The sequence below is a fragment of the Peribacillus sp. FSL P2-0133 genome, from assembly GCF_037975445.1.
In the GTDB taxonomy this organism is placed as follows: Bacteria; Bacillota; Bacilli; order Bacillales; family DSM-1321; genus Peribacillus; species Peribacillus simplex_E.
Genome location: NZ_CP150254.1, coordinates 4,731,192 through 4,745,785 on the forward strand (window position 1 = coordinate 4,731,192; position 14,594 = coordinate 4,745,785).

The 14,594-nt window shown below is 35.5% G+C and carries 13 protein-coding genes; 1 reads left to right on the forward strand and 12 read right to left on the reverse strand.

Translation table 11 applies throughout. The features are described from left to right. Positions 1–17: 17 nt before the first annotated feature. From MKY17_RS22745 to MKY17_RS22780, 8 genes are all read right to left on the reverse strand, one after another. Positions 18–272, reverse strand: coding sequence for a hypothetical protein (locus tag MKY17_RS22745; RefSeq protein WP_098372091.1), 255 nt, complete (start codon positions 270–272; stop codon positions 18–20). 925 nt (positions 273–1,197) lie between these two features. After that, positions 1,198–1,827 (reverse strand): LysE family translocator, encoded by a 630-nt coding sequence (locus MKY17_RS22750; protein ID WP_098372090.1) that lies wholly within the window; start codon positions 1,825–1,827, stop codon positions 1,198–1,200. Between the two features lie 645 nt (positions 1,828–2,472). Next, positions 2,473–3,768 (reverse strand): hypothetical protein, encoded by a 1,296-nt coding sequence (locus MKY17_RS22755; protein ID WP_098372089.1) that lies wholly within the window; start codon positions 3,766–3,768, stop codon positions 2,473–2,475. A 228-nt stretch (positions 3,769–3,996) separates the two neighbouring features. Further along, positions 3,997–5,316 carry an argininosuccinate lyase gene (gene argH / locus MKY17_RS22760; RefSeq protein WP_098372088.1) on the reverse strand — a complete coding sequence of 440 codons (1,320 nt, stop codon included), beginning with the start codon at positions 5,314–5,316 and terminating at the stop codon, positions 3,997–3,999. 33 nt (positions 5,317–5,349) lie between these two features. Continuing rightward, complete coding sequence (locus MKY17_RS22765) at positions 5,350–6,915, reverse strand: APC family permease (RefSeq protein ID WP_098372087.1); 1,566 nt, start codon at positions 6,913–6,915, stop codon at positions 5,350–5,352. Between the two features lie 633 nt (positions 6,916–7,548). Further along, entirely contained in the window at positions 7,549–7,956 is a 408-nt protein-coding gene (locus MKY17_RS22770; RefSeq protein WP_339200802.1) for a YbaN family protein, read from the reverse strand. Between the two features lie 145 nt (positions 7,957–8,101). Continuing rightward, complete coding sequence (locus tag MKY17_RS22775; RefSeq protein WP_098372086.1) at positions 8,102–8,746, reverse strand: MBL fold metallo-hydrolase; 645 nt, start codon at positions 8,744–8,746, stop codon at positions 8,102–8,104. 210 nt (positions 8,747–8,956) lie between these two features. Continuing rightward, complete coding sequence (locus MKY17_RS22780) at positions 8,957–9,502, reverse strand: XRE family transcriptional regulator (protein WP_098372085.1); 546 nt, start codon at positions 9,500–9,502, stop codon at positions 8,957–8,959. Between the two features lie 151 nt (positions 9,503–9,653). On the opposite strand from MKY17_RS22780, the gene MKY17_RS22785 reads away from it, so the two are divergent. Next, positions 9,654–11,015, forward strand: a complete 1,362-nt coding sequence (locus tag MKY17_RS22785; RefSeq protein WP_098372084.1) for a D-serine ammonia-lyase — start codon at positions 9,654–9,656, stop codon at positions 11,013–11,015. Positions 11,016–11,799: 784 nt separating this feature from the next. Here the strand turns inward: MKY17_RS22785 and map are convergent. The 4 genes from map to azlC all read right to left on the reverse strand — a co-directional run bounded on the left by map (position 11,800) and on the right by azlC (position 14,442). Continuing rightward, positions 11,800–12,540 carry a type I methionyl aminopeptidase gene (map, locus tag MKY17_RS22790; RefSeq protein WP_098372083.1) on the reverse strand — a complete coding sequence of 247 codons (741 nt, stop codon included), beginning with the start codon at positions 12,538–12,540 and terminating at the stop codon, positions 11,800–11,802. Between the two features lie 289 nt (positions 12,541–12,829). Then, the gene (locus MKY17_RS22795; protein WP_098372098.1) at positions 12,830–13,285 is read right to left on the reverse strand and encodes a hotdog fold thioesterase; all 456 of its coding nucleotides are present in this window, start codon (positions 13,283–13,285) and stop codon (positions 12,830–12,832) included. A gap of 72 nt (positions 13,286–13,357) precedes the next feature. Next, entirely contained in the window at positions 13,358–13,690 is a 333-nt protein-coding gene (locus MKY17_RS22800; RefSeq protein WP_098372082.1) for a branched-chain amino acid transporter permease, read from the reverse strand. Then, positions 13,687–14,442 (reverse strand): azaleucine resistance protein AzlC, encoded by a 756-nt coding sequence (azlC, locus tag MKY17_RS22805; protein ID WP_098372081.1) that lies wholly within the window; start codon positions 14,440–14,442, stop codon positions 13,687–13,689. The genes MKY17_RS22800 and azlC overlap by 4 nt, the downstream gene beginning before the upstream one ends. Positions 14,443–14,594: the final 152 nt, after the last annotated feature.

Genomic DNA, 14,594 nt, shown 5'->3' on the forward strand with positions numbered 1-14,594 from the left:
TGCAAAGAAATAACCTTTTATTTACTCACTAGCCATTGATGGTCAGTATGGTATTTATAACAATGCATTTCATGCAAAACCTGTATATAACGAATTAAGGAAGAATTTATCCTATATTCTCCTTGGTCGGTTTTCGCAATAAAATAATCACTTCGTACTATCTTATCTAATGCATCTTGTAGAACGTCTTCCTTCTTTACATCTGGCCCTTTTAATATTTTTTCTCGTTTAATATCATTTTCCAAGGTATAACAAACAATAAATTTCTTCAAATTAAATCCCCCTTTCGAGAACAACTACTGATTGTCTTAAGTAGGGAAACACGTCTACTTATTTGAAGCGAAGAGTCTTAAAATTTATACACTGAATAAGAATGCAATTATCGACCAGCTTTGTCTTTCAAAGACGTTATATATGAAGCAAATACCCATGTTGATAAAATGGTGGATAGCATTCCTACTATTTTTGAAAAATACCTTTGTGTACCATCTATAAATATTTCATGAATATCATAGATTACAGCCTAAAAAGATATATATCAAAGCGTGTATAGAAAATTTCTTTTTTTTCAGTCCATTACACAGTCCGTTTATATTAATTCGAAAGGAACCTTAGTATTAAGGGGGCAAAAATATTTAATCCTCGATGCCCCCCTCTATATACAGACCAAATCTGCACTTTAGTCAATAAAAAAGCCACCAATTATGGCAGCTGGATCTTCGACTTTTGTTCCCGTTTAAGCACATTCTCTTTTTCTATATATTATGTTCGTTTTACGTAATAACCTGGATAACTTACCTATCTATAGGTCATCCAAGAGACACCCTAAGGATCTTGGTGTTTGTCTGAATCCATCCTTGAAGCTTTTCAGGGATGGATTTTTATTTTTTACTTTTCTTAGCTGAATAATATGTCTCAAGAGCGACTTAAAAGAGAGCTGGATTTTTACCCGTCTTAATTGCACTAAACTGCCCCTTTAGTTCCATAAAAAAAGAGCTGCCTTAAAGACAGCTCCGATCTTCAGCTAACGCACCCGTTAGTTCATTAAGGATTTACTCAAACATAAAAAAGCCAACAGATTATTCAAAAGGAATAAGCAGAAAACCCTTCAGAGTATATTCTGAAAGGTTTTTTGCTTATAAATCGACTTAAACCTTATATAACATTTATGAGGGGGGCCATGCTTATTAAATGTTATTAAGGAGCTTTTGTTTGCAGTAGCTTTAACCCCATGCCAATAAAAATTATTCCTGTTATTTTGTTTAAAATCATTCCTACCTTTTGGTTTCCTCTTAGCTTTTTTGTAGCATACGAAGAGAAAGTTGCAATAAATAGACACCATAGAAATCCAGTGAATGTAAAAGTAAGTCCTAAAATGATAAAAGGAATAGGACCTGAAACCTTTGTATCTATAAATTGCGGGAGAAACGCAATGAAAAATAAAGAAACTTTTGGGTTAGTTAGACTTGTTAAAAGTCCTTGTATATATAACTTTCTGATGTTTAATTTACTGGTTGGAGCAATATCAAAACTTGCATTTGTTTTATCGATCAACATTCTAATTCCCAAATACATCAAATAAATAACACCAACAATTTTAATTGTGTTAAATAAAATAACAGATTTTGTAAGAATGATTGATAAACCCAAAGCAACAAATAACGTATGGATTAAAGATCCTGTAATAATACCAAAAACAGAATAAACACCTGCTTGTCTTCCTTGTGAAATACTTCTTCCCACAATATACATTGTGTCTGCACCAGGAATAAGATTTAATAGAATTCCTGTTAGTAAAAATACCTCGTAATTAATGATTCCGTACATTTTAGCACCTCTTTTAATTTTTTTGGTGCCCTTATTGATATTAAATAAAATTGTATGAAAAGAAAAGATTTTTTGTTTTTTTTATACTTCTCTTAAAGTTATATGACGATTCAAATTGCTTCTTAACATATCTCCTTACGCAACTAACCTGCCCCGTTAGTTGCATAAAGAAAAAGCTGCCTTAAAGACAGCTCCAATCTTCAGCTAACGCACCCGTTAGTTCATTAAGAAAAAGGTGCCGCAGCCCCCCTTGTTAAACTCAAGCATCCGTTACTTGAAGAAAAGTGATCCAAAAATTTAATCCTTCCACTAGCTTTAAGCCACAGAAATAAAGAGCTTACTCTATCTACGATGGCATTGACAGTAGAAACTTTAAGGTCATCATCTACATATTCATAATCTAGCATCTCTACATTTTCGTAAAATCTATACGGGTTCTTGAGCCTTAATTTGAAGTTAGTTAGAACATCAGGTTTAGGCACCCGTAATGGATGCCTTTAAATAGCCGAACTATCTTGTATTTCATTTTCTTTATAGAAGTCCTTTGGCAATATAACGGTAAAATCATGCGTTATTTTAAGATCTAGTTTAATACTTCCAGCAGGGATAAACACTAAAAGTCTAAAAACACCCGAAAAATGGGTGCTATTTTAAACGATAAATTTTACTTGGTCTTCCTCGAGAAGAATAAGATTCCTCACCAATGATTTCTGCTAAATCAACTTCACATAAACTTACTACAATACGCCGTGCATTGCTTTCATCCCAATAGAGATGCGTTGTTAAATCTTTTATTGTAAAATCGTTCAGTTTCAATCTGTTAACTAAAGCATATAATTTATTATAATTTTTCACACTTATTTTGGCTTTTTTTAGTTTTTCCATAAAATCCTTGTCATCTATCCGGTAAGAAAAACGCAATTCTTCCTCTTCACCCGCAGACTCAATCATTGTTCCGTCCTCTTGTACAATGACGATGCCCTTCTCTGACTTTTCTTTTGAAAGTTGGATCGCACGCTGAGCGTTTATTTCTGCTGAGTGAAGTGTTTGACCATATCCAATTCCTACGGTTACAGTAGCATTGGATTCATTTGACAACAGAAAGACAGTATCTTTTAAATCTTTGATTTTGGATTCAATTGTTCCCCGTGTACTAAAGATAAAGTAACGGCCGTTTCCCTTCTCAACTAATGACCCCTCCAATTGTTCGCAAAATCTAAGAAGAGTTTCTTTTAGTTTTATCTCTAAAAATTGTAGATGGTACGAGCTTTTAGCTTTCTCAAATATTTTCTCAAAATGTTCAATTTCAATAATTTGAACACCAATTTGGGTGTCTCTAAAGTAAAAAGTTCTCGATTTTTCTGCAAGAATTCTTAATGATTGGCGAATTTCCATATCAGTTGTAGATATTCGATAGGTTGGTACTCCTGCTTCTTTTAAATTTAGATATACAGCCTCGAAGCAAGTTATTGCACCTTCCGTTTTTCCGGCTTTCCACAAATCAAGATGGAATGCGATTAATTCTTCCGTGCTTGAATTAACATTGAAGTTTTTTATATACATTTCTTTTGGAGTAATATCAATTTGTTTTAACGCCTGCTCTAAATGGGTTGTAGTTATTTCATCGATGCTTACTTTACTTAAAAATTCCTTTTGGAAATATCCCATATGCAAAAGGCTTTTATAGATGCCTGATTCAGTATGATGAATATATAATAGGTTTTCCCCTATTCCCACAGTATTTTTTGCAACCATATATGAAATTTGGCCTGAAAAAAACCAGACATCCACATTTTTATTGAATTCCAAAACGATTTTTTCAGTTTCTCTGAAATCCTCATATGGGTAGGCTTTAAATTCCATGATCGACTCATATTCTTTACCTAAATTAATAATGCGCTCAACTGATGAATTAGGACCAACTATCCCAATTTTATACATATTTTTCTCCTTAGTTCAAAAACTTAATTACTTTAATCTTATCTTTAAAATGAAAGAAATTAAAGTTTAATCCTTCTTCTATTGGAAAAACATTTATCACAAGACATTGTATTTCTTGATTTAAAGGGGAGTTGAGTTTGATTATGTGTTTTTTAAAAATCTAAAGAGCTATTAGCATAGGTCGTACTTATCCTCTATGCAATAGCTCTTAAATTGGAAAAAACTAGATTATTTTAACAAGTTCACCTTAATGCCTTTATTTAATATATTTTGATAATCAATAAAGTTATATAAGTCCCCTTCAATTAATGGATTTAAGCTCTTCAATTCGTCTAGAGTCAACTCTTCTATTGCTTTATTATGATCTTCACAATAAATGACAATAGAACCAACGATACTGTGGGCGTCTCTGAACGCAACCCCTTTGCTAACTAAATAATCAGCGACTTCTGTTGCATTGAGAAAGCCATATTTTACAGCTTTTTTCATATTTTCAGTATTCACCTTCATGGTAGAAATCATATTGGACATAATTTCTAGACAAGACAAAACTGTATCCAATGCATCAAAAAATGGTTCTTTATCTTCCTGCATATCTTTATTATAAGCCAATGGTAACCCTTTCATAGTTGTTAAAAGTGAAGTAAGAGAACCATATACTCTTCCTGTTTTTCCTCTTATAAGCTCTGCTGCATCAGGATTTTTCTTTTGAGGCATAATGCTACTACCTGTAGAATATGCGTCATCAATACTAATAAATTTAAACTCTTGACTGCTCCATAAAATCAGTTCTTCACTTAATCTGCTTAAATGCATCATGATGATCGAAAAACTGGACATTAACTCTAAAAGGTAATCTCTATCACTAACACCATCGAGGAAATTGTTTACAGGTTTTGAAAATCCTAACTCCTCTGCTGTCATTTCTCGGTCTATAACATGAGTTGTCCCTGCCAATGCTCCACACCCCAGTGGACTTTCGTTCAAAATTTCAATTGCATTAAGAACTCTTTTTCTGTCCCTATCCAGCATATTAAAGTAGGCCATTAAATGGTGCTTAAGAGTTACTACTTGAGCTCGCTGTAGATGGGTGTATCCGGGCATAATCACATTGTTTGCTTTTGCCTTTTCTTCCAGGTTATTTTGAAGTTCTTCAATATACTCGATCACTTCTAACGCCTTATTTTTAGCGTAAAGCCTGATATCTAAAGCAACTTGATCATTTCGACTTCTTGCTGTATGGAGTTTTTTTGCTGTTTCACCTATTCGTTCTGTTAATGTTGCTTCAACAAAACTATGAATATCTTCAAAATCCCCTTCGATCACTAATGTTCCGCTCTCGATATCTTCCAATATAGAAAGAAGTGACTTAATAATACTTTCTCCTTCTTCCTTGGTAAGCAATTCACATTTCACAAGCATATTTACATGTGCAATACTCCCTTTAATATCTTCAGAATAAAGTCTCATATCAACATGAAGAGAACTATTAAAGTCCTCCATTAATTTATTTTCTTCTTTTCTAAAACGTCCACCCCAAAGCTTCATAACCATTTCTCCTTTTGTAAAATGAAGTTGCATTTAATTGTTATCCATATCCAGCAATTCTTGAACATTCCCCTTTTTCCGCATGTACCAGACTCCGTTATAAACAGCAAAATAGTAAAAAACGAATCCTATTATTGCCACGATGTAAGACATAAATGGCTCTGGAATAATACCCTTACCACCAAAATTTCCGATTGATGATATCCCAACGAGCATCAGAATATAAATGACGAGATAGATCCCACCAATAATTTCCATCGATTTATGTTTATTGATAAAATGAGTAATTAAATATCCAACAATTCCAATTGCTAATCCCCAAATTGCAAGTTGAACCCTACTCCAATTTGTCCAATAAATAAGTAGAGTGGCAAATACAAAGGCTAAAGGAGCAATAAAATTCATGCCTGGGATACCGTTGTCTTTTGTCAAACCAACCTTACGAAACACCATTACTGTGACACATGCTGAGGCGTATTTAAAAATCCCAATTGCTCCAACGATTGCTACAATTGCGGTCCAACTCTTTAAAGGGAACAAGAAAAGTAACCCAATGAGGAAGTTGAGAGTGAGTGCACGTGTTGGGACTCCAAATCTTTTATTAATAGTTCCGAAATAAGAAGGAAGGAATCCACTCTTCGCCATTCCAAAAACATGTCTTGAAGTTCCAGCTGTATAAGCAAGCGCCGATCCAGTTGGGGAAATCATTGCGTCCGCTGTAATGGTCCAGGACAGCCAAACCATATTCGCCATAAGTGCTAAATTCGCAAATGGAGAGTCAAATTTAATTCCACTCCAACCATTAGCTAGCATTTCGGGCGGTACGGCCCCTATAAAAACGATTTGAAGTAAAACATATAAAATTGCCGAGACTGACAGCGATGTGATAAGAGCAAGCGGAATATTCCGTCTTGGGTTTACCACCTCGCCACTCATCATTACCACATTCCCGAATCCTGTATAGGCAAAAAATATACCACTAGTTAAGATTGCGCTTAATCCTGCGCCATATCCATTAGGGGCAAACCCATGACTTGTATAATTCTCTTCATGAAACCCTGTCATAAAAAAAGCAATGATGGTTAGGACAGGTACTATAAATTTAATCGTGGTAATAATGGTATTCGTGACAGCAAATAATTTCACTCCAAAATAGTTCACCACAACAAAGAACACCATTAAAACAGTCGATGCTAGAATTCCTGTTGTCGTTAGTTGCTCCTTAGATATATCATATAGGCCTGGCCAGAACTCATTAGCGTATTGAATAACTCCCGATGATTCAACGGGTGCAGTGGCACAGTAGCCAAGCCAAATCGAATAACTAGTCACTGTAGCAAGCAATTTCCCATGGGAATAAAGGGGATAACGACCTAAACCACCTGTTTCTGGCCTTACCCTTGCTAATTCAGCATAAACAAGAGCTATTAGAGTAATGACGAATGCAGCAATAATCCAAGACATAATAGCAGCTGGCCCAGCCATTTTTGCCGTATTCCATGGTCCAAAAAGCCAACTTGATCCAATAATTCCTCCAAGAGATAATGCAGTAAGTGACCAAAAGCCCATTTTCTTTTTCAAATATCGTTCTTGATTCATGAAATTCCCTCTCTCTTAATGGGGTATATTATTATTTGCAAACATGGATAGCTTAGTACTGTACCTAAAATAATTAGCTCCTTTCAAATTTTTAAGGTAATACTTCGGGAAGCTAACTTTACGTAATGGATGGGACAAAATCCAAACGAACAACCAGGAATTAGCTTAGCCAAAAAGGATTAGCTCAATTGTAGATTTATTTTAAGGTCAAAAAAACGTAATTACCTTAAATTGATTTTATTTGAATCGTTTGCATTTTGCAATATTATTTTTTGAAAATTCACAACTCACATACAAAAGGAGTTCGTTCACTGAGTTAAGGCAAGCATCACCCACTTCATGCGGGCCCACTTGCATAAGTAAACAATCCACCCCAAACGAAAAAGGGCTTATGTTTTTTTACAAACGAGCCCAAAAATTTCATTCTGGAGGAGTTATGAAATTTTAACTAGATGGTTATTTGGGAAGACCTCATTAAGGGTACTTTTTACATTCAAAAGGCCGCCAATTGGCGGCCTTCTTATCCAAAATACATTGATTTTCTTACTCCCCTGCCCCGTTAGTTCCATAGGAAAAAGAGCTGCCGAAGCAACTCCCTTATTGAAGTAAGGACCCGTTATTTGAATAGGATTTTCAAAAAGCCCTTTGTTTTGTATTGTTCGGGTCAATTGTCTTAATTTTTTTAATGAAATAATAATATTTGTAGAGGGCGAGCACTATCAATAAGATTTTCACTAACAGGATGTCCACATAAAATACAGAAATTACGATGAAGAAATCCGCAATTATATTGATTCTGATTTTCTCTTTTAGAGTCATACCTTTTTTTTGCAGGAATGCTACAACGTATTTTTCATATAATGAGGTGCGTTTGAACCAGTTTTCAATCGTCTTGGAACTTTTAGCAAAGCAAAAAGCAGCAAATAAGTAAAACGGACCGCCCGGCAAAACTGGTAACACAGTCCCTGCAATACCAATCAATAGAGATATGGACCCAAGAAGAAAAAATAGGATACTTTTTACTTTTTTAATTGTAATCACCTTTTTATTTATATTCTATCTCCTTATAACATAAAGAGGAAGTCTAATTGATTCAACGTCATTGATTAATATCTTCCCTTTTTCTTTTTGAACTACCCTGCCCTCGTTATAAATAAAAAATGCATAAACAGGATTTCTTATCAATTCATTCATACAGCATAGTTACGACCCCAGCATATTCTGACAAATTTTCTTTGGAAATATCCAATGTCTTAACTTCGGTTGTTCGCTGTCCGGAAATCTGAAGAAACTTATCTACCTTTGAAAACATCAGGCCAACAACCGGCAATGCCTTAGTTCTATAGTGCATGGGAATTGTAATAGTGGATTTCAATTGACGCATCACTTGAGCAGCTTCTATTGCATTAATTGTGAATGTACCTCCTACAGGAATGATGAGAATATCTACTTTTCCAATTTCATTTACTTGTTCTTCTGATAATATATGCCCTAAATCTCCACAGTGACAGATAGTTAGTCCATCCATTTGGAAACGATATAAAATATTAGGGCCTCTCTTCTCGCCATTTACCTTATCGTGAAATGTCTTAAATCCACTAATTCTTACATCTTCGCGGATGTATTCCTTCGGCTCATTAACAAGCAAGTATTCACCTGTTGCAGCTTGAATTTTATTGTGATCGAAATGATTATGTGTAACGGCAACTATATCTGGTTCAACACTTGGCATACGGTAACGGATGAAGCGATGATATGGATCAATAAGAATCCTGGTTCCACTTTCGGATGTTAGTAAAAAGGCAGAATGTCCAAACCATTTTATTTTCATACTAGAATTCTCCTTATTGATTCAAAATTATTAAAATCAACCAACTTTTAAGGAACCCCGGACCTACAGTTCAATATTTATTCCATTTATTATTATTCTATTATTCATGTAATAGTCCTTCTACACCTGATCTGTCCCTTTTATCCCATAAGAAAAGCGATCCTCATTAAAGAATCGCCTGAAAGAACATTACATTTTAAAATCTTTTCATTAAAACGCAGGCGGGGTAACTGAAAATAATACAGCTGCATTCTGACTAAAATTATTTTCCCATTTATGTTTGAAATTTGCTGGTATTTTCACACTATCACCAGCTTCCAATATATATTCTTCTTCACCTAAATACAGCTTGATTTTCCCTTCCAAAATAAATGCTACTTCCTCTCCTCTATGTTCTATAGGGCTTTCTGACGAGGAAATATTCGGAGGAACTTTCATAATCGCTGTTGCCAAATTACCCGTAAAATCAGGTGACAATAACTCATAAGACAAATTATCAATGATCATTTTCTTACGTTTACTGGACCTAACGATTAAATCCTCCGTAATCGTTTCTTCAAGCAAAAAACTAAATGTTGGAACATTCAAGGTTTTAGCTAAGACCTTTAAGGTTTGAATAGAAGGATTCGCCAAACCTCTTTCAATCTGGCTTAACATGGAAGGTGTAATTTCAGCTAATTTTGCTAGCTCTCTACTACTCATTCCTTTAGCTTTTCTATATTTTTCAACTTTCTTGCCAATATCTATATTTTCCATAACTGCTACTCCTTAACGACTTATTAAATCACACTTAAATAAAATTAATATAAATTAACATCGAGATGATTGTGTGTTAAACTGTACTAAATTTTATTTAATTATAATTTACCAAACAATTTGTTACAAGAAAATGAGGAGGATCAAACAGATGAAAGAGATTGAAAGCAAAGAATTACAATCATGGAAAGACAAATATCCTTTATTAAATAAGCTCATTTCGACGGAAGAAGTATTTTGGCTCAATCCAAATGTCGAAAAATTTCAAACAGGAATTAAAAAATCCCCCCTTACTCAAGAAGATGTAAGAGATGCAGAGGAAAGGTTGAAACGTTTTGCTCCATATATCGCCAAAGTTTTCCCTGAGACAAAAGGAACGAACGGAATCCTAGAATCACCTTTAGTGAGAATTCCTGCCATGAAGCAGTCCTTGGAACAGGATCATCAACAACCTATATTAGGAGAATTATTACTAAAATGTGATAGTCACCTTCCTATATCAGGATCCATTAAAGCAAGAGGCGGGATTTATGAAATTCTCAAACATGCGGAAGAACTAGCTTTCCAACATCAATTGTTAACAATTCAAGATGATTATTCGATTTTAGATAGTGATAGGTTCCGAACCCTTTTCTCAAAATATTCAATCGCAGTAGGCTCGACTGGAAATTTAGGACTTAGTATTGGCATCATCAGTGCAAAGTTAGGTTTTAATGTTTCCGTTCATATGTCAGCTGATGCAAAACAGTGGAAAAAAGACTTGCTTAGAAGCAAAAATGTCAATGTCATTGAATATGAAGCTGATTATAGTAAAGCTGTAGAGGAAGGCCGAATCCAAGCAGATAGTGACCCAACATGTTATTTTGTGGATGATGAAAATTCTCACGACCTATTTTTAGGATATGCAGTGGCTGCATCCCGTTTGAAGAAACAATTAGAAGAGCTAGAGATAATTGTAGATGAAAATCATCCTTTGTTTGTTTACCTCCCATGTGGAGTAGGTGGTGGTCCTGGAGGCGTAGCTTTTGGCTTGAAATTATTGTATCAAGACCATATTCACTGTTTCTTCGCAGAACCTACCCACTCGCCATGCATGCTACTCGGTTTAATGACTGGACTTCATGATAAAGTTTCTGTACAAGATGTTGGTATCGATAATGTAACAGACGCGGATGGACTTGCTGTTGGAAAGCCATCCGGGTTTGTCGGTAAAACGATGGAACCCTTCTTAAGCGGCAATTATACGGTTAGCGATGAACAGTTGTATAAGTTGCTAAAAGAACTAGTTGATACAGAAGGGATCCATTTAGAACCTTCAGCACTAGCAGGCATGATAGGACCAAGTAAATTATGTAAAGAGGGTATCGATTATTTACAGAAGCATCATTTAACGGAAAAGATGAGTAATGGTACACATATTATTTGGGGGACTGGCGGAAGCATGGTTCCTGAAGAAATGATGAAGCAATATTATCAAAAAGGGTTGAAAATAGCGTTAGAGAAACAGAAGTAATTTACCTTTGCCCAACAATTACATGTGGCTAAATGTAAAACAAAGTTGATTGGAACGGAAGGCTCGAGACTCCTGCGGGGAAAGTGCGTGCCCTACGTTCCAATCAACGTTCGAATTTTCCTCCAAAAACTGTACTGTAGAATGCAGGAATGCTAGCCTGCCTCTTAGTTGCATAAGAAAAATCTGCCTATATGACAGATCTAATTTACCGCTATTGCACCTGAACGTTTGATGGAGTGTCAGACCCCCCCAACAATCACATAGGAATGTACCCTTTTGTTAGATATACAAATATCATAACGGGAATAAAACTAAAGACCATAAATAAATTGCTTAAAGCTATTAATCTGTTATTTGAATAAGAACCTAATACTACTCCAATTGGGTTAAAAACAAATGTTAACATCCCATAAGATTCTTCCATTTTAAAGACCAAATAAGGTATCCAAGAAACAATTCCACAGAGTAAAAGTGTAACAGATAGCCAAAAGTAGATCTTTGTTTTTCGATTGACTCGACTCAATTATTCCAACGCCTTTCAAAACAACAATACCCTAATCTTAACATAGTTTCCAAATAAAGTTACCAGGTTTCCCTGCCCCTTTAACTCCAAAAGAAAAAGAGCTGCTAAAGCAACTCCCTTATTTAGCGTGGGTTCACCAATCGAATCCTTCTTGTTTTAAAGCGAGTAACATTCTACGAATTTATACATTACCCCATTTAAATTTCCTACACAGTATACGAAATACTTATGTTTATACGAGTCTTTTCGTCTATGCTTGAATTAAAGTGTGACAATAATCGGACCATTTTTAGTAAGGATAATCGTATGTTCCAATTGAGCTACATAGCTTTTTTCTGTAGCATAGGTCCAACCGTCTTCTTTTTGGAATACTTCTTCTTCAAAGGTTGAGATAAATGGTTCGAATGCGATAACCATCCCTTCCTTTAATAGTTCATTATCCCATGGATCATTATAATTACAAATATGGCTAGGTGCTTCGTGTATTCCACGTCCAACACCATGTCCTGTAAGGTTTTTGATAACAGTGAATCCATGCTGTCTCGCTGTTTCGAATACTGCTTTTCCGATTCTGCTTTTTTTGGAACCGGGTTTTGCTTTCTTAAGACCTGCTTCAAATGCCTTTTTAGCAACGTCGCATAATTTCGTTAATACTTCGTCACCCTCCCCTACTACAAATGAGATTCCTGTATCTGCGAAATAACCGTTCTTTGAAGCAGATACATCTATATTCACTAGATCCCCTTCATGAATAACCCGATGACCCGGAATACCATGTGCCACTTCTTCATTAGTACTAATACAAGTATAGCCAGGAAAATCATACTCACCTTTTGGAGCTGAAACTGCACCTGCCTTTTCTAAAAGTTCTCCGGCTATATCATCAAGTTCTTTGGTCGTTATCCCTGGAATTGTTCTTTGTACCAATTCATCTCTAATGGAGGCAACAATTTTGCCAATTTCCTTCAAACCATTAAAATCTTCTTCTGTTTTTGCAATCATTTTATCCTACCTCATTATCTTTTATAATCTATAATCCATAAGCTAAATAAGTATTAATTGTACCTTTATTTTCTCGAAAAATAAAAGCAATGTAAATGATTTGGGACAATACCTTTTTTTACAAAGTTACCATTAGTTTACCATAACTAATTCAAAGAACGTTCTATTATTGGAGATTCCTTTACTAAACAATCTGGCCCAATTGTTGAACAAAGAACAAACGGCACTCTTTAGCTCCATAAGAAAAAGCTGTCTTGAGGACAGCTCTGAACAATAACTATTGAACTGCTTAATCTTGTTCATCAAGTTCAATAAAATAATGATCCTTACGGTATGACACTGCCTCCATGGTTGCGATCAGGTTTTCCTCATGAAAGACGTCTATTCGATAAAATCCTGTCCGATAGTTTCGTTTAATTTCCGTTGCACGGGCTACTATCTTGTCTCCGGGTTTAGCTGATTCAATAAACTGGATGGTTGTCGAGAGGCCTAATGATGTTTTGCCATATGCATTACAGGCTACTGAAAAAGCATGATCTGCTAAAGCATAAATAACTGCCCCGTGAACCGTTCCATATGCATTTACCATAGTGCTTTGCACTTCTAACGTTGCTTCTGCAGTACCTGCCTCGAATTTCGTTAACTGAATGCCTAACGACTGAGCATACGGATCGTTTTTCACATGCGCATGAATTTGTTCATAGTGTTTTTCATGAATTTTATCTTCAGCAATTTTCTTCTTCACCATTACCTCCCCTTCCAATACCATCGATACCAGTAATTGTGACGTGTGTTGGATGTACTAATAATTATCCATTTAAAAAACCAATTGCACCAACATCATGTAGATAATCGTTCCCCCCGCTATGGAAAGGAGCATCATTTTCTTCCAAATGTGAAGCAAGGCAACTACCGCTATCGCCATAAATTCAGGGATGCCGTGACTTCCGGATTGTAGGCTTACATCCTTTAAACAGTAAATGACCAAAAGCCCAATTACTGCGGATGGCAGTATTTTACCGAGATACTGTACATACTTCGGTGTAGGTTTACCTGATGGGAAAACGATGAATGGAAGAAACCTTGTAAGCATCGTGCCTAGAACAACCATTGCTATTGTAATGATTTGCTGTGTTAAATCCATTGTCATATGGTCTTGACCTCAACTTTCTCTAATGGCTTTCTAAGTAAGGTGAGTACCCCCAAAATTGAAAACATAGCAGGGATGATGAAATTGCTTCCGCCAAAAATAATAAGACAGACTGCTGACAGTCCAAGCCCTGTGAGAGCACTATGATGGTTTTTCTCTTTCATCCACTGTTCAATGAAAATAACTACAAAGAGAGCCGTCATAACAAAATCGAGTCCTTCTGTGTTGAATTTGACAAGGGATCCAAAAATGCCGCCAATCGCCGCTCCTATCACCCAATAGGAATGATTGAGCAGTGTCACGAAGAACATGAACCAGCCCTTGTCTACATTCTTCGGAACATCAACGGTACAATTGATGGAAAAAGACTCATCGCAAAGCCCAAAAATCAGATACAGCTTTTTCTTCCCGGTCCCCCTGTACTTATCCAGCATGGAAATGCCATAAAACAAATGCCGTGCATTCACCATTAAAGTTAGAAAAAGGGCGTTAATCGGATTGAATGCGACAAGCAATAAATTGGCTGCAATAAACTCCATTGATCCTGCAAATATTGTTAGACTCATCAATATCGGGTAAATCGCACTGAAGCCTAATGAATTCATAAAGATTCCATAAGCGATGCCTAAAAATAAAAAGCCTGCAAAAATGGGCATTGTGTACGGAAAGGCTGCACGAAATGCAGTTAGCATTTGAGTTCTTTTTTTCATATATTTCACATCCTGATGGCTAAATTTATTTAAATTTAACATACAAAATCCGTACAAAAAACAAGTTAATTGTATGGATTACAATTAAAATAAAATACCCCCATTTCATCAAAATGTGGGTACCGATAGATATTCCTTTATATAAATCATCCCGTTTCATTATTAGAATTCCATACAAAAAATGATATGATTGT

Excerpts from the sequence above, each read along its gene's own strand:
- MKY17_RS22750 (WP_098372090.1), bottom strand. The coding sequence starts at position 1,827 with ATGTACGGAATCATTAATTACGAGGTATTTTTACTAACAGGAATTCTA.
- MKY17_RS22755 (WP_098372089.1), bottom strand. The coding sequence starts at position 3,768 with ATGTATAAAATTGGGATAGTTGGTCCTAATTCATCAGTTGAGCGCATT.
- argH (WP_098372088.1), bottom strand. The coding sequence starts at position 5,316 with ATGAAGCTTTGGGGTGGACGTTTTAGAAAAGAAGAAAATAAATTAATG.
- MKY17_RS22765 (WP_098372087.1), bottom strand. The coding sequence starts at position 6,915 with ATGAATCAAGAACGATATTTGAAAAAGAAAATGGGCTTTTGGTCACTT.
- MKY17_RS22775 (WP_098372086.1), bottom strand. The coding sequence starts at position 8,746 with ATGAAAATAAAATGGTTTGGACATTCTGCCTTTTTACTAACATCCGAA.
- MKY17_RS22780 (WP_098372085.1), bottom strand. The coding sequence starts at position 9,502 with ATGGAAAATATAGATATTGGCAAGAAAGTTGAAAAATATAGAAAAGCT.
- MKY17_RS22785 (WP_098372084.1), top strand. The coding sequence starts at position 9,654 with ATGAAAGAGATTGAAAGCAAAGAATTACAATCATGGAAAGACAAATAT.
- map (WP_098372083.1), bottom strand. The coding sequence starts at position 12,540 with ATGATTGCAAAAACAGAAGAAGATTTTAATGGTTTGAAGGAAATTGGC.
- MKY17_RS22800 (WP_098372082.1), bottom strand. The coding sequence starts at position 13,690 with ATGACAATGGATTTAACACAGCAAATCATTACAATAGCAATGGTTGTT.
- azlC (WP_098372081.1), bottom strand. The coding sequence starts at position 14,442 with ATGTTAAATTTAAATAAATTTAGCCATCAGGATGTGAAATATATGAAA.